The organism is Janthinobacterium foliorum, from assembly GCF_978021625.1.
The window spans coordinates 608013-626485 of sequence record NZ_CDXDQE010000002.1 but is presented as its reverse complement, the minus strand read 5'-3'; the positions used below and the strand labels follow the sequence as shown (position 1 = coordinate 626485).

16 protein-coding genes and 1 riboswitch are annotated in these 18473 nt (G+C 64.9%); of the genes, 7 read left to right on the top strand and 9 right to left on the bottom strand.

Features of this window, described 5'->3' with window-relative positions:
- The first annotated feature begins 16 nt into the window (after positions 1 to 16).
- On the top strand, positions 17 to 499 hold the full coding sequence (locus ACZ92H_RS07220) for a hypothetical protein (protein ID WP_131372911.1): 483 nt from the start codon (positions 17 to 19) through the stop codon (positions 497 to 499).
- A gap of 240 nt (positions 500 to 739) precedes the next feature.
- Here ACZ92H_RS07220 and ACZ92H_RS07215 read toward each other — a convergent pair whose 3' ends face one another.
- The 5 genes from ACZ92H_RS07215 to ACZ92H_RS07195 form a co-directional block, all read right to left on the bottom strand.
- Positions 740 to 1510 (bottom strand): hypothetical protein, encoded by a 771-nt coding sequence (locus ACZ92H_RS07215; RefSeq protein ID WP_131372912.1) that lies wholly within the window; start codon positions 1508 to 1510, stop codon positions 740 to 742.
- A gap of 352 nt (positions 1511 to 1862) precedes the next feature.
- Positions 1863 to 2540 (bottom strand): hypothetical protein, encoded by a 678-nt coding sequence (locus tag ACZ92H_RS07210; RefSeq protein ID WP_465048815.1) that lies wholly within the window; start codon positions 2538 to 2540, stop codon positions 1863 to 1865.
- Positions 2537 to 3568, bottom strand: coding sequence for an MlaD family protein (locus ACZ92H_RS07205; RefSeq protein WP_465048814.1), 1032 nt, complete (start codon positions 3566 to 3568; stop codon positions 2537 to 2539). The genes ACZ92H_RS07210 and ACZ92H_RS07205 overlap by 4 nt, the downstream gene beginning before the upstream one ends.
- A gap of 52 nt (positions 3569 to 3620) precedes the next feature.
- Complete coding sequence (locus ACZ92H_RS07200) at positions 3621 to 4436, bottom strand: MlaE family ABC transporter permease (RefSeq protein WP_465048813.1); 816 nt, start codon at positions 4434 to 4436, stop codon at positions 3621 to 3623.
- Positions 4437 to 4526: 90 nt separating this feature from the next.
- The gene (locus tag ACZ92H_RS07195; RefSeq protein ID WP_131372916.1) at positions 4527 to 5393 is read right to left on the bottom strand and encodes a LysR family transcriptional regulator; all 867 of its coding nucleotides are present in this window, start codon (positions 5391 to 5393) and stop codon (positions 4527 to 4529) included.
- Positions 5394 to 5528: 135 nt separating this feature from the next.
- Here ACZ92H_RS07195 and ACZ92H_RS07190 point away from each other — a divergent pair, with 135 nt between their 5' ends.
- On the top strand, positions 5529 to 6902 hold the full coding sequence (locus tag ACZ92H_RS07190) for an MFS transporter (RefSeq protein ID WP_465048812.1): 1374 nt from the start codon (positions 5529 to 5531) through the stop codon (positions 6900 to 6902).
- A 4-nt stretch (positions 6903 to 6906) separates the two neighbouring features.
- Here ACZ92H_RS07190 and ribB read toward each other — a convergent pair whose 3' ends face one another.
- A complete protein-coding gene (gene ribB, locus ACZ92H_RS07185) occupies positions 6907 to 7554 on the bottom strand; it encodes a 3,4-dihydroxy-2-butanone-4-phosphate synthase (RefSeq protein WP_131372918.1) in 648 nt (215 codons plus the stop codon).
- Between the two features lie 94 nt (positions 7555 to 7648).
- Positions 7649 to 7799, bottom strand: a riboswitch (FMN riboswitch).
- Between the two features lie 184 nt (positions 7800 to 7983).
- On the opposite strand from ribB, the gene ACZ92H_RS07180 reads away from it, so the two are divergent.
- The 5 genes from ACZ92H_RS07180 to ACZ92H_RS07160 all read left to right on the top strand — a co-directional run bounded on the left by ACZ92H_RS07180 (position 7984) and on the right by ACZ92H_RS07160 (position 14862).
- Positions 7984 to 10827, top strand: coding sequence for a M16 family metallopeptidase (locus ACZ92H_RS07180; RefSeq protein ID WP_465048810.1), 2844 nt, complete (start codon positions 7984 to 7986; stop codon positions 10825 to 10827).
- Positions 10828 to 10923: 96 nt separating this feature from the next.
- Positions 10924 to 11121 (top strand): hypothetical protein, encoded by a 198-nt coding sequence (locus tag ACZ92H_RS07175; protein ID WP_010399555.1) that lies wholly within the window; start codon positions 10924 to 10926, stop codon positions 11119 to 11121.
- Between the two features lie 129 nt (positions 11122 to 11250).
- On the top strand, positions 11251 to 12804 hold the full coding sequence (locus ACZ92H_RS07170; protein ID WP_131372920.1) for a methyl-accepting chemotaxis protein: 1554 nt from the start codon (positions 11251 to 11253) through the stop codon (positions 12802 to 12804).
- 87 nt (positions 12805 to 12891) lie between these two features.
- The gene (locus ACZ92H_RS07165) at positions 12892 to 13761 is read left to right on the top strand and encodes a ThiF family adenylyltransferase (RefSeq protein WP_131372921.1); all 870 of its coding nucleotides are present in this window, start codon (positions 12892 to 12894) and stop codon (positions 13759 to 13761) included.
- Positions 13762 to 14862, top strand: a complete 1101-nt coding sequence (locus ACZ92H_RS07160; RefSeq protein WP_131372922.1) for a nitroreductase family protein — start codon at positions 13762 to 13764, stop codon at positions 14860 to 14862.
- Between the two features lie 10 nt (positions 14863 to 14872).
- On the opposite strand, the gene ACZ92H_RS07155 is transcribed toward ACZ92H_RS07160, so the two are convergent.
- From ACZ92H_RS07155 to ACZ92H_RS07145, 3 genes are all read right to left on the bottom strand, one after another.
- Positions 14873 to 15859, bottom strand: coding sequence for an EDSAP-1 family PEP-CTERM protein (locus tag ACZ92H_RS07155; RefSeq protein WP_131372923.1), 987 nt, complete (start codon positions 15857 to 15859; stop codon positions 14873 to 14875).
- Between the two features lie 142 nt (positions 15860 to 16001).
- Positions 16002 to 16985, bottom strand: coding sequence for an EDSAP-1 family PEP-CTERM protein (locus ACZ92H_RS07150; protein ID WP_131372924.1), 984 nt, complete (start codon positions 16983 to 16985; stop codon positions 16002 to 16004).
- 189 nt (positions 16986 to 17174) lie between these two features.
- Positions 17175 to 18383, bottom strand: coding sequence for a nucleotide disphospho-sugar-binding domain-containing protein (locus tag ACZ92H_RS07145; protein ID WP_465048808.1), 1209 nt, complete (start codon positions 18381 to 18383; stop codon positions 17175 to 17177).
- Positions 18384 to 18473 lie beyond the last annotated feature (90 nt).

Here is an 18473-nt window from a genome sequence, read left to right as displayed (position 1 = left end):
GGGGACGGCAATGCACATGACATTCATCACACGCACCAGCATCCTGGCGTGCGCGCTGGCGCTGGCCGGCTGCGCCGGCATGGGCGGCAAAGGTGACAAGCCCGCGGGGAAAAGCGACGGCGCAGGCATGCAAATGCCGGGCAAGACGCCGGCGAATGCGGCCGTGGCCGCCACCTGGTACAACCCGCCCAGCGAATTTCCCGGCATTTGCCTGACCCAGTTCAAGGATGGCAGCCTGCGCTTCGATGGCGGCTTCGCCTTCTATAATCCGGGCCGCTGGACCTATGATCCCGCCACGGCCGAATTGAGCCTGCAACTGGCGCCCACCCCGTCGCTGGAGCTGTCGCACGCGCAAATCGTCCTGCACAAGAACCTGCTGCGCATCGATGGAGCGAAAAATACCCTGGTGTATGGCGTCAAGGCCGATACGGACGCGATCGGCCTGGGCGGCTTCCTGTTCTACCGCGACATGCCTTGCCCGGCTGCCAGGAACGGCTGATACGAGGGCCCGGACCGGCTTTCGGCAGGGGCGCGAGTCCGTGAGCGGGAGACGTAGTCGAAAGAGGTAAGCGAGAGAAATATGTTCCGGGCGTCGGCTCGCCGTGCCTGGCGGCATGCGCAATGTGCGCAACGGAGGACGCCATCCGCTGTTTTGCACGGCGGCCTTCTGCCATCTGCCCGGTCCCGGCGCTTTACGGCACTGCACGCCATGGCGGGGGATGCGGCGAACGGGCCGGAGTCAATGTGCCGCCATGCCGGCTGCGGCCGCGCTGGCCGATGCCTGGAACTCAAATTCCACCAGTGTGTCATCCGGCCAGCTCTTATCATGCAGGGGCGGTGCATACCGGGTATGGTCCTTCGCACTCAGGCGCTCTGCCGGCAACTTTTCCCGGCGCGCATCCGATACCAGCGTTACACCCGTGATCGGTGCTGCCGTCGTATAGAAAACCCGGCTTCTGGACGTGTGACATACTCCGCCGAGGGGAAGCAGGTAAGCCAGCTGGATGAACGACACGTCAAATTTATCGACAGCCCATCGCACCTCGCATTCCAGCCGCAGATCACCCAGCCTGCGTGTCCCTGCTGGCAGGCCTTGAGTATGAATGTCCGGGCGCCAGCGGAACAAGCCCTTCTTGCTGGAGAGCCGCAAATCCGCATCTTCCCTGGATGCCGACTCGTCACGGGGTATCGAGAAAGTATTGTCGGCCGCGATCGGGACCGCGATATCGACGCTGTCGCCCACGATGCGCAAAGTCAGATCAGGCACCGTCAAGTTGGGCTGTTGCGGGCGCAAGATGAATTTCAACGCCGCCTGGGGCGCCAGCGAGTGGTAGCGCTCGAATGCGTCCATGCCAGCCAACATTTTACGATACGGCTTCCAGTCGGGATCCCTGCTGCCCGAGATCGCGACTTGCTGGGTTGCTTCGGGGGCTGAATCTTGCGTATCAGCTTCAGCGATGGCAGAGCCTGATATGCTCAACAACAGGATAAGCGGAAGTGCGAGGTGCATGGCTGGGTGCTTCTTTCAGTCGGCAATTTAGCAAATCTCCAGATTTGCTCGTGGTTGGCAGCGGCCTCCGAGCATATCGAATTACCCCTGATACATAATCACACATTGTCACGTCGAGGCGAATCGAATCGCGCCAGCTGGCGCGGGATTGCCTGCGAGCTGTCCTCGGCCGGCTGCATCACGGTATCGTGCAAGACCTCGCAATCTTCCGACTTCAGCGCTGCTGGCCTGTCGCCGGAATGGCGCGGCGGCGCGGTGCTCCTGAATAGCGGTGGCGTTGCCACGGCATGCTCCTTCCGCATCGAAATGGCATGACGGAATGGCAGCGCCGATTCTGTCTGTATCTGCTCGCCTACTGCAGCGGCTTGCCGCTCTTTTCCACGATATCCATGCGCCGTCCGATGCGCTGTGCTTCCTGCGCGTCGCCCGCCTGCTCCGCGCGCAGGCGCTGCACGCCCAGCCAGGCCAGCAGCGGGCGGCGCCAGCCCTGGTCCGAGGCCGTGGCGATGGCCGTGTCCAGCAGGGCAGGGGTGGCGCGGTCCGAGCGCAGCAGCACGCCGGCCGCCACCAGCCGCGACAGCGGATCGGTGATGGCGGCGACGGCGCTGGCCGCTGCCGTGTCCGGCGTCGCCGCCGCCACGGCGCGCTGCGCCTCGGGCAGCAGGGCGATGTCCGCTGGCTGGAGCTTGCCCGCCAGGTAGTCCGCATAGGCGCGGTCGGCGGGCGTGGCGTCGGCGCGCAGCGCGTCAAAGCCCGTGCAGTCCGCGAAGGCCAGGCTGGCCACGCGCGTGGCGCAGCGCAGCAGTTCGACCCGTGCGATCAGGTCGATCTTGCCGGTGGAGCCCACCTGGTCGCGCGCGCGCTGGAATTCCGTCTGCTCGACCAGCACGCTGCCATTCAGGTAGGCCGCTTCAAAGCGCTCGATCGAGCTTTGCGCATTCATTTTCCAGTCCGGCACGGGCGGCCCGCTGGAACAGGCGGCGAGGGCCGCCACAGCCATGGCGGACAGGGCGAGATTGATTTTTCTCATGGCAGCTTGATCTCCGGATTGCGCTTGAACGGCCACTTGCGGTTGATTTCATTGACCAATTGCTCGACCTTGCGCAGATTGCTTTCCACGTCGGCGCGCAGCGGGCCCAGGTCGGCGGTGGCCGCCTTGGCGTTGGCGCCCACGGCTTGCGCCTCGACCAGCACGGCGTCGACCTTTTTCAGGCTGTTGCGCGTGTCGGCCAGCAGCGCGTTCAGCTGCACGATGGTGGCTTGCGCATCCGTCATGACGCCCTTCTCGCCAAACACGCGCGTATCCGCGTTGGCCACCAGGCTGTCGGTGCGGCGCGCCAGCTGGTCGGCCGTGCTCAACAGGACGTTGGCCCGTTCGACCAGCAGGCGCGATTGCTTGTCGTCGCCCGTCAGCAAGCCCATGGCGCCGCCAGGGCCGCTCAGCTTGCCCGTCACGGCCTGCACGTTGCGCAGGGTGCCATCGAGCGCGGAATCGCTGCCCGTCAGGCTGGCCACGTTGTTCAGCAAATCCTTCGCGGCCGACAGCAGGCGCGGGATTTCCGCCGCCATGTCGCCTACCAGCAGGTCGCGCGTGGCGTCGTCGGGCAGGGGCGGATCGGTCAGGATGCCGCTGTAGGCGCGCAGCTTGGCGCCGCCCACGATGCCCCGTTCCAGGGTGAAGATGGAACTGGTGCGCAGCCAGTGCGCGTCCTTGCGCGGCACGTCGACGATGACGCGGGCCTTGCCGTCCGGCGCCAGTTCGATGCGCTGCACGCGGCCGATGGGAAAGCCGGAGAAGGTCAGGTCGGCGCCCACGCCGACGCCATCGGAATCGTCGGTCGTCAGCACCAGCGTCTGCGTGGCTTCGAAGGCGCCGCGCGCATACATCAGGTAGACGACGGAACCGACCACCAGCACGAACATGAAGACGAGCAGGATGGCCGCCTTCAGTTCGGCGTGGCGCACGGGCGGCGGCGCGGGCAAGACGGCCTCGGGCGTAAGACCGGCGGGCGCCGTGACGTCGACCTGGTCGGGATTGGGGGGCTGGTTCTGGCTCATGGCTTCTGGCTCTGGTATGGGGGGAATCGGGATCGCTGGCGGCGGGCGGGCATCAGTAGTAATTGCCCATCAGCGAGGCCACTTCGATCAGCAGGGTAACGGAAAACAGGCGCAGCATCTCGGACAGGCCATGCGCGGCCCAGATGCGTCCGCGGCGCTTGGCCAGCTCCTCCGGGTAGTACGAGGAAGCCAGCGGAATCAGCGCCACGGCAAAGCTGAAAAAGATCACCTTGAGCATCAGGATCAGCGCCACGGCGGGATTGAAGATCTGTCCCACCACGCGCGTGTAGCCTTGCAGCGCCCATGGCGTGAAGCCGTAGATGGTCAGATAGGCGAGCACCAGCGAGGTGACGCAGCTGACGATGGCCAGCATCCACACGGCGAAAATGCCGGACATCACGCGGGGGAAATATTCGCGGCGCAGCAGGTCGACGCCCTGGCGCTGCATGGCATCGAGCACGCCGGACGAGCGCATCTGCGCGAACGCGATGCCGTCGGGCAGGGTCAGGCGCAGGGCGACGAACAGGGCGGCCGTCAGCGGGATCAGTTCCAGCACCAGCACGCGCACCACCATTTCCAGCGCATAGCGCGACAGGCCATAGCTTTGCGCGCTGACGACGACGATGCGGATCAGCACCAGGCTGACCAGCGCGCAGGCGACGCTGAACCACACCAGGTTGGGCGCCGTGTTCGACACCAGCCGGTGCGCGAGGATGGGGCGGTTGGCGCGGTTATAGCTCGATGGCGACAGGGCCAGCGAAAACACCAGGATGGCGAAATGCACCAGGCGCCACCAGCTGCCCAGCCAGGCGATGGTGGCCCGGTGCAGGCGGCGCATGCCGATGATGAGGGAGACGGAAAGGGTCATGATGGCATCTTAACATTGGATGCGTTCGGTACAAGCGATTGGCCTGCCGTGCAGCCGTGCAGCCGGCATGCGTGCGTGCCGCGTGCCGGCCTATTGCCCGGCCACGCTGTCGATAATCGCGTCGGCCGCCGCCCGCACCCGCGCCGAGCGGTTCAGGTCCGCATGCATCACCAGCCATACGTCGTAGCTTTCCGCCCGCTCGGGCCAGATGCGCACCAGCTGCGGGTCGCTGTCGCCCAGGTGGGTGGCCAGCTCCGCCACGCCCAGGCCCGCGCGCGTGGCTTCCTGCAGCATCATGGCCGAATTCACTTCCATGGCCACCCTGGCGTTGGCGACGGCTTCGCCGGCGATCTTGTCTCCATGGCGCGGGGTGACGGAATGGTGGTAGATGACGATGTCGTGCCCGGCCAGCGCCGTGCCGCGCACGGGTTCGCCCCGCTCGGCCAGATAGCGTTTTGAGGCATACAGACCCAGGCTGCGCTTGACCAGGTGGCGGGAAATGAGGTCCGGGTCGGTGGGGCGCACGCCGCGCACGGCCAGGTCGGCTTCGCGCCGCGTCAGGCTGGCCAGCGCCGGCGCCACGTTGAGCACGATGCGGATGTCCGGGTGGGCCGCATGCAGCCGCTGCATGGCGCGGATGACAAAATGGCTGGCCATGGTATCCGTGGTGGCCACGCGCACCAGGCCGCTTAAACGGTTGTCGACGCCCTGCATCTCGCGCTGCAGCTTGTCGGCGGCCCGCTCCATGGCTTCGGCGGCGGAGAGCGCCAGTTCGCCGGCCGGCGTCGGCACATAGCCCGAAGGCGTGCGCAGGAACAGGGTGGCGCCCAGCGACGCTTCCAGCGCGGCCAGGCGGCGCCCGCAGGTGGCCTGGTCGATGCACAGCAGGGCGGCCGCGCCGCGCAGGGTGCCGGCCCGGCCGATGGCCAGGAAAATGCGCGCGTTATCCCAGTCCATGAGCCCACTCCATGCATCCGCTCCCTATTGGTTTGAGATGCATTTTTGCATCAGTGTGCTGATTCTATGCCTGTTTACTGCATTCTTCAAGACTCCTACAATGACTGCCCCCGCTGCCTTTGCAAGGAAACCATCATGTCTGTCACTCCCTCGCGCCGCGCCAACGGCTTGATCCTGCTGACCCTGGCGTTCGGCTTCGTCATGGCCATGATCGATGTCACGGCCGTCAACGTGGCCCTGTCCGATATCGCGCTCGACCTGGCCATCCCCCTCACGGGCCTCGTCTGGGTGGTCGATGGCTACACGCTGACGTTTGCCGCGCTGCTGCTGGCCGGCGGCGCGCTGGCCGACCGCTACGGGCCGAAGGCCGTCTACCAGGCCGGCCTGGGCGTTTTTTTGCTCGGCTCGATCCTGTGCGGCGCCGCGCCCGACGGCCACTTCCTGACGGCCGCGCGCCTGCTGCAAGGGGCCGGCGCGGCCCTGTTCATGCCCAGTTCCCTGAGCCTGCTGACGCACAGTTTTGACGATGAAAAAGTGCGCACGCGCATGCTGGGGGCCTGGTCGGCGCTGGTGGGCGTGGCCGGCGCGTCCGGCCCGTTGATCGGCGGCATCCTCGTGCACCAGTTCGGCTGGCGCAGCGTCTTCTGGGTGAACGTGCCCATCGGCCTGCTGGCCATCGTCATGGCGCAGGTGCTGCTGGCCGCGCCGGCCCGCCAGCCGCGCGCGCTGTCCCTGTTCAGCCATGCGCTCGGCGTGCTGGCGCTGGCGGGCCTGAGTTTCGTGCTGATCGAAGGCCCCGTGCTGGGCTGGCTGTCGCCCGGCGTGCTGGCGGCGGGGGCGCTGACGGTGGTGGCGGCCGGGCAGCTGCTGCGGCGCGAGCGCAGCGGCAGCCATCCGCTGCTGCCGCGCGCCCTGTTTGAAAGCAGCAGCTTTGGCGCGGCCAATGGCGTGGGTTTCCTGATCAATTTCTGCGTCTTCGGCCAGCTGTTTTTACTCAGCCTGTTCCTGCAGCAATCTGGCGGCGCCGATGCCTTGCAGTCGGGCTTGCGCCTGCTGCCCATGATGGCGGCCTATACGGTGGGGAACTTTATGGCGGGACATATCGCGGCGCGCTGGGGCACGCGCCGGCCCATGCTGGCCGGCTTGCTGGTGGGGGCGGCCATGGCCTTGCTGCTGACGGCCCTGCGCCCCGGCACGCCGTACGCATTGCTGGCCTTGGGCACGGCCGTGATGAATGTGGCCATCGGCATCGCCATTCCCGCCATGACGGCCACCGTGATGCGGGTGGCCGGCAGGCAGCATGCGAACAGCGCGGCGGCGGCCCTGAATGCGAACCGGCAGATCGGCGCTCTGGTGGGCGTGGCCCTGATCGGCAGCATCCTGCACATGGCCCCCAGCTGGTCGCTGCGGCTGCCGCTGGCCTACGCGACGATCGCCGCCGCGTATGGCCTGGCGGCCAGCCTCGTGTATCGCCACGTGCATCTGCCGAAGGCGGTGGCTGCCGCCTGAGCGATTACTGGGCGTGCTTGCGGCGCCATTCCACCAGTTCTTCGATGGTGAGGATGGGCATGCCATGCAGTTCGGCGAAGCGCTCGATGTCGTCGCCGCGCATCATGGTGCCGTCCGGATTCATCAGCTCGCACAGCACGGCCGCCGGGTTCAGGCCCGCCAGGCGCGACAGGTCGACGGAGCCTTCCGTGTGGCCACGACGCTCGAGCACGCCACCGGGCGCGGCGCGCAGGGGGAAGACGTGGCCGGGGCGCACCAGGTCGGCCGGCTTGGCGTCCGGCGCGATGGCGGCGCGGATGGTGGTGACCCGGTCGGCGGCCGACACGCCTGTGGTGACGCCGTCGCGCGCCTCGATGGACACCGTGAATGGCGTGCCGTAGCGGCTGCCATTATCGGGCGACATGGGCGGCAATTCCAGCGCGCTGACGACGTCCGTCGGCAGGCACAGGCAGACGATGCCGCTGCATTCGCGGATCAGGAGGGCCATGGTTTCGTTCGTGAGTTTTTCCGCCGACAGGATCAGGTCGGCTTCGTTTTCGCGGTCGAAATCGTCGAGCAGGATGACGGGCACGCCGGCGCGCATGGCGGCCAGGGCGGATTGAATGCGACCTTCCAGGTCGGTGGAAACCAGGGTATAGCTGTTGACTAACATGGTGAAACGCTCCTCGCATCAGCGAAAAACGCAACAGGGCAAGCGAATAGACGCAACTGGCCGCATCGCCGTGGCGATGGGACATCACACTACTGCACATCTTCTTTCATCCGGACTATACCGTCGGCTCTGGAGTCACACCAGATCTGCTGACCTCACCAGGCGGTGCCTGGCAAGCGCTCGCGGGCTCGACCGTTGCCGGTCTTACCGCCGGTGGGGAATCGCACCCCGCCCCGAAGACGTATTGTTGTGCCGATCACATGACCGGCGGCAATACTTTAGCACAGATCAAAAAATGCGGCAGGCTACTCTTCAGTCCGCTGTAGGATCATCTTCCCTGGGGAAAACGGTTTTCCCTAAGCTGTTTTTAATGGCGGAAACAGGAATTCGGTGTAAGGTACGCCTACTGAATCTTACCGTTGAGAATACATGAAGCTGAGTAAATTACGCGTGGTCTCGGGCGCCGTCCTGTTGGCTTGCGCCTGCATGGCCCAGGCGGAAATCCGTTTGAACGATCCCTTGCCTGTGGCACCAGAAGTTACCGTCGGAAAATTGCCGAACGGCTTGACCTATTACATCAAGAAGAATGCCCGCCCGGCGCAGAAAGTGGAATTGCGCCTGGTGGTCAAGGCAGGTTCCATCCTGGAAGATGACGACCAGCAAGGCCTGGCGCATTTCACGGAACACATGGCCTTCAATGGCTCCACGCATTTCAAGCGCAATGAACTGATTTCATATCTGCAATCGATCGGCGTGAAATTCGGCGCCGACCTGAACGCCTACACGAGTTTCGATGAAACCGTCTACGTGCTGCCAATTCCGACGAACAAGAAGGGCAATCTGGAAAAGGGTTTCCTCGTGCTCGAGGACTGGGCGCATGGCTTGAAATTCAATCCGGCCGACATCAACAGCGAGCGCGGCATCGTGCTGGAAGAGGCGCGCCTGGGCAAGGGCGCCAGCGACCGCATGAACAAGGTGCTGTATCCGAAACTGCTGAATGGCTCGCGCTATGCGGAACGCATGCCGATCGGCAAGGAATCCATCCTGAAAACCTTCAAGCCGGACACCATCAAGCGTTTCTACAAGGATTGGTACCGCCCCGACCTGATGGCCGTGATGGTGGTGGGCGACGTGGAACCCAAGCAGGCCGAAGCGATGATCCGCCAGCATTTCGGCAAGCTGAAAAACCCGGCGCAGCCGCGTCCGCGCCTGTATGCGGAAGTGCCGCAGCGTGCGCAGACGGAAGCGCTGGTGATCACGGACAAGGAAGCGCCGGACGATAGCGTGTTCATCCGCTATCCGATCCGCCCGGCGCAGGAACCCGTCACGATCGCCGACTACCGCCGCCAGATGATCGAGAACCTGTATGGCCAGATGCTCAGCGCGCGCATGCAGGAATTGTCGCAGCAAGCCAATCCGCCGTTCATCCAGGGCGGCAGCAGCATGGGCAAGCTGGTGCGCGGCTATGAATCGTTCAGCGCCTACGCCTTGCTGGGCAAGGGCGGCGTGCAGCCGGCCGTCGATGCGCTGGTGCAGGAAGACGAGCGCGCGCGCCGCTTCGGCTTCAGCCAGGATGAGCTGGACCGCGCGCGCAAGAACATGCTGCGCAATTACGAGCGCGCGTATAGCGAACGCGACAAGTCCGATTCCGCCGGTTTCGTGGCCGAGTATTCGCGCAACTTCCTGGAGCAGGAAGCCATCCCCGGCATCGCCAACGAGCTGCTGTATGCGCAGGAACTCTTGCCGCAAGTAACCTTGCAAGAGATTAACGAGACGGTGGCCAAGGTCATTCCCGACCAGCAAAAGAAACTCGTCGTCTTCATGGGCGCCGAAGGGAAGGAAGGCGACACGGCCTCGACTGTGCCGACGCAGCAGCAATTGCTCGACGCGGTGGCCAGGGCCGAGCAGCAGAAGGTCGAGCCGCGCACGGAAAAAGTCCTGGCCAGCAAGCTGATGGACGGCCCGCCGGCGGGCGGCAGCATCGTCGCTGAAAAGTTGAACAGCGCCATCGGCGTGACGGAGCTGACCCTGGGCAACGGCGTGCGCGTGCTGCTGAAACCGACGGACTTCAAGAATGACCAGGTGCTGATGGGCTCGACCCGCTTTGGCGGCCAGTCGCTGTTTGGCGATGCGGACATTTATAACGCCCGCTATGCCAGCGCCATCGTCGGCAGCATGGGCTTGAAGGACCTGGCGCCGCTGGACTTGCAAAAAGTCCTGGCCGGCAAGACGGTCAACGTGGGCGCTTCGCTGGGCGAACTGAGCGAAGGTTTCGGCGGCTCGTCGAGCAGCGCCGACGTGGAATCCATGCTGCAGCTGGTGACCCTGTATTTCAACAACTTGCGCAAGGATGCGGGACTGTACCAGTCCTTCATCGGCAGGCAGCAAGACCTGGCGAAGAACAGCATGGCACAGCCGGAAGCCGTGTTCTACGATGCTGTCCAGCACGCCACGTTTGGCGACAATCCCCGCGTCGATGGCGTGCCGCGCGCGGCCGACTTCGACAAGGTGAACCTGGACAAGGCACTCGACATCTTCCACCAGCGCTTCTCCAGCGCGCGCGACATGACCTTCATCTTCACGGGCAGCTTCGAGCTCGACAAGATCAAGCCGCTGATCGCCAGCTACCTGGGCACCTTGTCCGTGGGCGAGGTGACGCATGCCTACCGCGACGTGGGCATGCGCCCGGTCAACGGGGTGGTGAAGAAGGATGTCTACGTGGGCAGCGAACCGAAAAGCACGATTTCCATCACCTTCAATGGCGACGCGGCCTACTCGGATGAACAGAAGCTGACGCTGCAGGCGCTGGGCGAAGTGCTGAACCTGAAAGTCATCGAAGTGCTACGCGAAAAGATGAGCATGATCTATGGCGGCGGCTTCGAGACGGCCATGGGCCAGCATCCGTACGGCCATTATTCGGTGGCCCTGAACCTGCCGACGGGACCGGAAAACGTGAACAAGGTGATCGCTGCGGCGTTTGCCGAAATCAACAAGATGAAGGCGGACGGGCCATCGGCGGCCGACCTGGAAAAGGTCAAGCTGAACTGGATCACGCGCCAGCAGAAGTCCCTGCGGGAAAATAACTACTGGATGAGCCAGCTGATGGGTTCCGTGACGCAGGGCCGCGATCCGGCGCAGATCCTGCGCTTCGAGCAGCGCGTGCGCGCCATCACGCCGCAAGCCATCAAGCAGGCGGCGCAGCGCTACCTGAACATGGATAACTATGTGCAGGTGGTGCTGTATCCTGAACGCAAAAATGTTGCGGCAAAGTAACCCTTGTTGTTGACGTGCGGGGGCGGCAGGGCGACGAAGCTGTTAAACTGCCGCTTATTGATGTGATATCGCAAATTAACAGGCAAGGAATGCACGATGGCTAAGAAAGAAGAACTCGATCCGGAAACCCTGGAACTGATCAACTGGTGCATCGAGGTCGAAGGCTTCCTCGTGGCCGGCGGCGCCACCGTGGCGCAGGCGCAGGATCATATCGAGGAGCAAGTCGAGTGGTTTACCGACCAGTTCTATGACGGCTTGACGCCGGAAGAGGCGGCCAAGGAAGCCTTGGCCTGACCGGCCACAGAGATTTATCAACAACAACGCGGGCGGTGCCTGCCGGGCATCAGCCCGGTAGCGCCGCCCGTTTTGCTTTTCTGAAAAGATTTCCATCGGGCAATTTATTCCTACTTACTCCAGGTTTCCATGACTCTCCGTTCGCGCATCCTTTTGTTGTGTTTCAGTACCTTGCTGGGCATCGTCCTGATCGCCTCCTTTTCCCTGTATTCCCTGCGCCAGACGATGATGGCCGAGCGCGTCGAACAATTGACGGTGCTGGTGGAGCTGGCCAATGCCTCGGTGGAAAAGGCCTATGCGCTGGAACAGTCGGGCAAGCTCACGCGTGAGCAGGCGCAGCAGCAAGCGAAGCTGGCCGTCGGCAGTTTCGTCAAGGACGAGATGTATTATTTCGTGCGCGATTTCAGCACGGACTTGCTGTACGTGCATCCGAATCCGGCGCGCATCGGCACGCCGCAAAAGAACATGAAACAGTCGGGCGACCGCTATCGCGCGGCGCTGGCCAACAGCCGCATCGGCCTGGTGCAGGCGGACGGCACGCGTCCCGGCGTGGCCGATCCCGTGGCGAAGATGTATGCGGTGGTGAAATTTGCCCCATGGGACTGGCTGATCGGCACGGGCACGTATATCGATGACATCAACCACAAGTTCTGGGCCCAGGCGGGCGTGCTGCTGGCCATCGGCGGCGCGCTGATGCTGGTGGTGGGCGGCCTGGCAGCCCTGATGCTGCGCCGCATCCTGGGCCAGCTCGGCGGCGAACCCGACTATGCTGCCGGCGTCGTCGCGCAAATTGCCCAGGGCGACCTGACCACGCATATCGCGACCCGTCCAGGCGACACGTCCAGCCTGCTGATGGCCATCAAGGCCATGCGCGACAACCTGGCGCATCTGGTGAGCCAGGTGCGCAACGATGCCGATGCCATTTCCACGGCATCGGGCGAGATCGCTTCCGGCAACCACGACCTGTCGGCGCGCACGGAACAGCAGGCGGGCTCGCTGGAAGAGACGGCCTCGACCATGGAAGAGATGACCTCGACCGTGCGCCAGAATGCGGACAATGCGCGCCAGGCCAACCAGCTGGCCATTTCCGCCTCGCAAGTGGCCAGCCAGGCCGGCGGCGTGGTGGGCCAGGTGGTCGAAACCATGGGCGCCATCAATGCGTCGTCGAAAAAGATCGGCGACATCATCGCCGTCATCGACGGCATTGCGTTCCAGACGAATATCCTGGCCTTGAACGCGGCCGTGGAAGCGGCCCGCGCAGGCGAGCAGGGCCGTGGCTTCGCGGTGGTGGCGACAGAAGTGCGCAACCTGGCGCAGCGCTCGGCCGCAGCAGCGAAGGAAATCAAGCAATTGATCGACAGTTCCGCCGAACAGGTGGGTGCCGGTGAAAAACTCGTTGCGCTGGCGGGCGAGACGATGGAAAAAGTCGTTTCCAGCGTGCAGCATGTGACCGATATCGTGGCCGAGATTTCCTCTGCCAGCGCCGAGCAGAGCGCCGGCATCGAACAGATCAACCAGGCCATCGTCGAGATGGACAACATGACGCAGCAAAACTCGGCCCTCGTCGAGCAGGCGTCGGCGGCGGCGCAAGCCATGAACGAGCAGGCGGCCGGACTGGCGCAGATCGTCAGCGTCTTCAAGGTGGGGGCATCGGCGTCGGCGCCGCGCCGCCTGACGCGCTAAGCTTTTTTTTCTGTCACGGCGGGAACTTACGCCTGGCTCACCTGTCCAAACTTCTTCGTCCGCAAGGGACGCATAGACGAGGTGAGCATGACAGACGGTTTTTCCTATCACGCGGCATTCGCCCGCAACCTGGGCTGGGTCACGCAGGCGGAGCAGGACAGCTTGCGCGGCAAGCGCGTGGCCATCGCCGGCATGGGCGGCGTGGGCGGCGTGCATTTGCTGACCCTGGCCCGGCTGGGCATCGGCGCGTTTCACATCGCCGATTTCGATACTTTCGATATCGCCAATTTCAACCGCCAGGCGGGTGCCATGGTGTCCACGCTGGGCCAGCCCAAGGCGGCCGTGCTGGCGCAGATGGCGCGTGATATCAATCCCGAACTGGACATCCGGCTATTTCCCGACGGCGTACACGACAGTAACCTGGCCGAGTTTTTCGACGGCGTCGACCTGTACGTGGACGGCCTGGATTTCTTCGCCTTTCCCGCGCGCCAGGCCACCTTCGCCCGCTGCGCGCGCCTGGGCATTCCCGCCATCACGGCCGCGCCCCTGGGCATGGGCACGGCCGTGCTCAATTTCATGCCGGGCGGCATGACGTTCGAGCAATACTTTGGCTGGGGCGACTTGCCCGAGGAAGAAAAAGCCCTGCGCTTCCTCGTCGGACTGGCGCCGGCCGGCCTGCACGGCCCGTATCTCGTCGATCCGTCCGCCATCAACCTGAAGGAGCGGCGCGGGCCGTCGACCATCATGGGCTGCCAGTTGTGCGCGGGCGTGGCCGCCACCGAGGCGCTGAAGATACTGTTAAAACGTGGCAAGGTGATGGCGGCACCGCATGGCATGCACTTCGATGCCTACCGCAACAAGCTCGTGCATACATGGCGTCCCGGCGGCAACCGCCATCCGCTGCAACGGCTGACGATGGCCATCATCAAGCGGCGCCGCGCCGCGCAGGGGAAATGAATGGGCCAGGCACCGCACATCGATCCCGTACTGGAAAACATCCTCGACCAGGCGCGCTGGGCGCCCAGCGGCGACAACACGCAGCCGTGGCGTTTTGAAATCGTCGATGCGCGCCATGTCGTCGTGCATGGCTTCGATACGCGCAGCCATTGCGTATATGACCTCGACGGCCATCCCAGCCAGCTGTCGCTCGGTGCCTTGCTGGAAAGCCTGGCGCTGGCGGCCAGCAGCCACGGCTTGCGCATGCAAGCGCGGCGGCGCACGGCCATGCCCGACACCTTGCCCACCTTCGACGTGCATTTGGTCGACAGCCCCGGCATGCTGCCCGATGCGCTGGCGGCCTTCCTGCCGCGCCGCAGCGTGCAGCGCCGCCGGCTCAGCACGCGCCAGTTGCGCGCCAGCGAAAAGGCCGCGCTGGCGGACTGCCTGCCGCCAGGCTACCAGGTGCAATGGTTCGAAGGCTGGCGCGCGCGCCTGGCCTGCGCGCGCCTGATGTTCGACAATGCCCGGCTGCGCCTGACCATGCCCGAAGCACACAAGGTGCACCGCGACGTGATCGAGTGGGGCGCGCGCTACAGTGCCGACCGCATTCCGGACCAGGCACTGGGCGTGGACCCGATGACGGCGCGATTGATGCGCTGGGTCATGCAAAGCTGGCGCCGCGTGGATTTTTTCAATACCTGGCTGGCGGGCACCGTGGCGCCCCGGCTGCAGATGGACTTGCTGCCCGGCCTGTCCTGCGCCGCGCATTTCGTCCTGCTGGCCGATGCCCCGCCGCGCCACACGGATGACTACGTGGCGGCCGGGCGCGCCATGCAGCGCTTCTGGCTGACGGCCACGCAGCTGGGCCTGCAAATGCAGCCGGAGCTGACGCCGCTGATCTTTGCCCGCTATGTGCGCGAACGGCGGGCCTTTTCGCGCACGGACGGCATGCAGGAGCTGGCCCAGGAGCTGGCCGTGCAATGCCAGGGCGTGCTGGGGGCGGCGGCGTTCGACCGGGCCGTGTTTCTCGGCCGGATAGGCGCCGGGCCGGCGGCGCAGGCCCGTTCGCTGCGCCGTCCGCTGGCGGACTTGATCGTCGCGCCAGCCGCGCAGCCATGACTAGCGCGCATCAACGATATTGCCGGCGCGTCGCCAGCGCCAGCATGGCCAGGCCCGCCGCCAGCAGGGCCAGGGTGCCCGGCAGCGGCATCGGCGTATCGATGGGCACGTAGGCCAGCTCGGAGCTGTTGAGCATGTTCAACACCAGGGTGTAGCTGCCGGCCGCCAGGGTGTCGGTGACGGCGCCATATTGGCCGCCGCACGTCGTGCCGATGCCCGTGCCCGTCGGCGCGCCGCAGCCGCTGGGGTCGTAGGTGAACACGCTGCCGCTGGTGAGTGGGGTTTGCGCGTAGCCCGTGTTCAGGCTGGCGTCGTCGGCCAGTTCGGTGCCGCCCAGAATGTTGGAGCCGAGTATGCCATCAGGCGCCCAGTTGAAGACGATCTGGCCATGTTCATCGATGATGCTGAAGGTCAGCGCCATGTTCGTGCTGGCCGCCGAACCCGTGCTGGCGACGGCATCGAGGTACAGCCGCATGAAGGGCAGGGCCTGGAAATTGAAGGCCAGGGTGGCGCCCGGTTCGCCGACGACGAAATTGACGGCCATGGCCGTGTTGGAGCCATTGCGTCCCGACGCGTCGGCGCTGCCGCCGCCCGCCAGGTAAGTTTCCGCCATATTGACCGTGTGCGTGCTGGTCGAGCCGGGAGGGAAGGGGGGGATTTGCGAGGTAACGATCTGCGCATCGCCGCGCGCGTACGAGGCATTGCCGAGGCCTTGTGGCGTGAAATCATTTTGCCCTTTGGTAACGGCGCCCCGCGTCGCTTGCGCTGCGTCGATCTCGTTGCTGCCGCCGTGGATGACGCTGCTGCCGTTCAGGGTGGCGGTGGTGCGCGACAGGTCGATGTTGCTCAGCAAGGTGGTGGAGCCCGAGGGATTGCTGATGACCAGGCCATAGACGCTGGTGTAGGAGTAACCGTAGGCGGCGGCATGGGCGCCGCCGCATGTCAGCAGCATGGACAGCAGCGCCGCTGCGAGACGGGTGCAAGAAAAATGCGTCATGAAATTCCTTTCTCCTGGCGGGTTGGCGCGGCCATCGCACGCTGGCGGACGGTGGCCGCGCTGTAAGGAAAACCGACAGGATGGCAGCATAAAAAAGGCGAGGAAATTCTCCTCGCCTGTGAATACCCCCCTGTTGCCTGCTTCAGTTGATGACCTTGCGGCGACGGGCATAGCCGAGTCCCGCCAGGCCCAGGCCCAGCAAGGCCAGGGTGCCGGGTTCCGGCGTGGCCGCCTGTTTCACCAGATCCACGCTTTCCACCGCGTTCAAGGTCAAGGTGTAGTTGCCCGCCGTCAAAGCATTGCTGACGGCGCTGAAGTTGCTGCCGCAACCCGTGCCCACGCCCGTACCCGTGGGGGTGCCGCAGCCGGAAGGGTCATAGGTGAACAGGTTGCCGCGCGTCAGGAAGTTGGTTGCCAGGCTGGTGTTCAGATTGGCACCATCGGCCGCTTCCGTGCCACCGAAGATGCCGGAGCCGATCACGCCATCGGGCGTCCAGTTGAAGACGGTCGCGCCATTGGCATCGGTGATGGTGAAGGTGACCACCAGGTTGGCCGTCGCCGTGGACAGCTGGCCGACCGTGCTTTGCAGGAAGACTTGCATGAACGGCGAGGCCAGGAAGTCAAAGCTCAGTGTCGCCGTGGGCGAGCCGACGATGAAATCGACGGAAAAGCCCGTCGTCGAACCGTTGCGTCCGGAGGCGTCCGCCGTGCCGGCGGGGCCGTCGAGGTGGGCCTCGGCCACGTTGACGGCCTGCGTGGAAGTGGAGCCGGTGGGGAACGAGGGGAACTGCGTGCTGACGATCTGCGCATCGCCGCGCGAGTAGTTGCCCGACGGGCCTTGCTGCGTGAAGTCGTTCTCGCCCTTGGTGACGGCGCCGACGTTGGCGCGCGGCGCGTCGAGCGAACCGGCGCCGCCGTTGATGACGCTCACGCCATTCAGGGTCGCCGTGCTGCGCGAGATGGTGGTGCTGTTGGCTACCGTGATCTGGCCCGTGGGCACGCCGATTTGCAGGCCGAAGATGTTGTTGTAGGAATAGCCGTAGGCGCCCGCCTGGGCGCTACCGGCCGCGCACAGCATGGCCAGTGCCGCAGCCGCCGGGATCAGTTTCAAATGAGACAGTTTCATTTTGCTTACCTCGTGGTTGAATGGGACAGGAAGTCTTGCCTGAGTCCTGTGGGCAGGTGCTCATGGCCAGTACTAAGCGACTTCCATGCCAACGCATGAGGTGCTTTTAAAATCAAGGACTTGGCGTGCTTTTGTTGACGTAATGCAGGGTTTGCGCGGCATGCTGTAAGAAATGCCGACGCTGGCTGGTCAACGTGCGTTGCCAGGCAGAAGCGGACCCAGCAGAGCGTCGACATGCGCCAGCAAGCGTGGCGCAGGCTGATAGTCGCGCAAGGCGACGGCCAGTTGCCGTGCAGCCAGCCGCGTCTGGCCATCGTCCAGCATGCGCGTGGCGGCGTGGCGCAGGGCGGTTTCCTGGAAGCGGTCGGCGCGCAGCAGCACGCCGGCACCGGCGCCCACGATGCCGTGCATGTTGAGGAACTGGTCGAGATTGCCGGCGATGCCGATCACGGGCACGCCTGCCGTCAGCGCCTGCTGGCTGGTGGGGCTGCCGCCATTGCAAATGACCAGGCTGGCGCGCCGCGCGGCCGCATCGCCGGGCAGGAAGGGGGCGACAAAGGCATTCGGCGGCACGGCATCGACGCGGATGGTGCCCGCCGTGGCGGCCAGCACGGTGACGGGCAGCGGCGCCAGCGCGCGCAGCACGCGCGGCAGCAACTGGCCCTGGCCGGAACTGCCCAGGGTGACGTACACGATGGGCCGCCCACTGCTCAGTTCCGGGCGCTGCCACCAGTCCGGCAAGTCGAGCGGCGGGGCCCAGATGACGGCGCCCAGGTAGTCGTGCGTGGGAGGCATGGCGTGCGGTGGAAACAGCAGCGGAATGTCGGCATACAAGGTGCGGTCGGCATCCGTGTAGGTGCGGCGCAGGTCGCTCCCCAGCGACGGCAGGCCATGGCGGCGGCGCACGCGGTTCAAGGGCACGGCGTGGGAGGCAAAGGCCAGCGGACGGATCAGGCGGAACAGTGGATTGGCCAGCCAGATGGGCAGCACGCCCGTCAGGGGCAGGTCGGGCACCGTGTAATGCTGGCGCACGTAGGGACTCCAGTAGGCATTGCTGACGGTGATGTAGGGAATGCGCTGCAGGCGCGCGCTGACGGAAAGCGACAGGCGGAAGTCGCCGATCACGAGGTCGGGCTGGACGGCTTTGAGCAGACGCAAGTCGTCTTCCACGTAGCCCTGTAAAGTACTTTCCGTGTAGACAGGTTTGCCGCCGGCCAGGGCTTGCAGGAATTGCAGCGAGCTTATGCTGTCGATGCGCCAGCGCCGGAAGGCGATCTGCTTGAAACAAAAGTCGTAGCCGTCGGCGCAGGCGAAATGCACCTCGTACGCCTCCTCGTCCAGGCCTTGCGCCAGACTCAGGGGACGACCGACATGGGCCAAGGTTACGGCCTCGGCCATGAACAGAATCTTTTTACGCGCCATGGGCTCGCGGATGAAGGAGTAGCTGCGGCTCCTGGTGAATGGAGGCTTGCGAAGTTGGAGTGGCAA

What these genes read in the sequence shown, in the direction of transcription:
- ribB (WP_131372918.1), bottom strand. Translation starts at nt 7,554, where the DNA reads ATGTTAGTCAACAGCTATACCCTGGTTTCCACCGACCTGGAAGGTCGC.
- ACZ92H_RS07160 (WP_131372922.1), top strand. Translation starts at nt 13,762, where the DNA reads ATGGGCCAGGCACCGCACATCGATCCCGTACTGGAAAACATCCTCGAC.
- ACZ92H_RS07190 (WP_465048812.1), top strand. Translation starts at nt 5,529, where the DNA reads ATGTCTGTCACTCCCTCGCGCCGCGCCAACGGCTTGATCCTGCTGACC.
- ACZ92H_RS07215 (WP_131372912.1), bottom strand. Translation starts at nt 1,510, where the DNA reads ATGCACCTCGCACTTCCGCTTATCCTGTTGTTGAGCATATCAGGCTCT.
- ACZ92H_RS07170 (WP_131372920.1), top strand. Translation starts at nt 11,251, where the DNA reads ATGACTCTCCGTTCGCGCATCCTTTTGTTGTGTTTCAGTACCTTGCTG.
- ACZ92H_RS07165 (WP_131372921.1), top strand. Translation starts at nt 12,892, where the DNA reads ATGACAGACGGTTTTTCCTATCACGCGGCATTCGCCCGCAACCTGGGC.
- ACZ92H_RS07180 (WP_465048810.1), top strand. Translation starts at nt 7,984, where the DNA reads ATGAAGCTGAGTAAATTACGCGTGGTCTCGGGCGCCGTCCTGTTGGCT.
- ACZ92H_RS07220 (WP_131372911.1), top strand. Translation starts at nt 17, where the DNA reads ATGACATTCATCACACGCACCAGCATCCTGGCGTGCGCGCTGGCGCTG.
- ACZ92H_RS07195 (WP_131372916.1), bottom strand. Translation starts at nt 5,393, where the DNA reads ATGGACTGGGATAACGCGCGCATTTTCCTGGCCATCGGCCGGGCCGGC.
- ACZ92H_RS07175 (WP_010399555.1), top strand. Translation starts at nt 10,924, where the DNA reads ATGGCTAAGAAAGAAGAACTCGATCCGGAAACCCTGGAACTGATCAAC.
- ACZ92H_RS07205 (WP_465048814.1), bottom strand. Translation starts at nt 3,568, where the DNA reads ATGAGCCAGAACCAGCCCCCCAATCCCGACCAGGTCGACGTCACGGCG.
- ACZ92H_RS07145 (WP_465048808.1), bottom strand. Translation starts at nt 18,383, where the DNA reads ATGGCCGAGGCCGTAACCTTGGCCCATGTCGGTCGTCCCCTGAGTCTG.
- ACZ92H_RS07200 (WP_465048813.1), bottom strand. Translation starts at nt 4,436, where the DNA reads ATGACCCTTTCCGTCTCCCTCATCATCGGCATGCGCCGCCTGCACCGG.
- ACZ92H_RS07155 (WP_131372923.1), bottom strand. Translation starts at nt 15,859, where the DNA reads ATGACGCATTTTTCTTGCACCCGTCTCGCAGCGGCGCTGCTGTCCATG.
- ACZ92H_RS07150 (WP_131372924.1), bottom strand. Translation starts at nt 16,985, where the DNA reads ATGAAACTGTCTCATTTGAAACTGATCCCGGCGGCTGCGGCACTGGCC.
- ACZ92H_RS07210 (WP_465048815.1), bottom strand. Translation starts at nt 2,540, where the DNA reads ATGAGAAAAATCAATCTCGCCCTGTCCGCCATGGCTGTGGCGGCCCTC.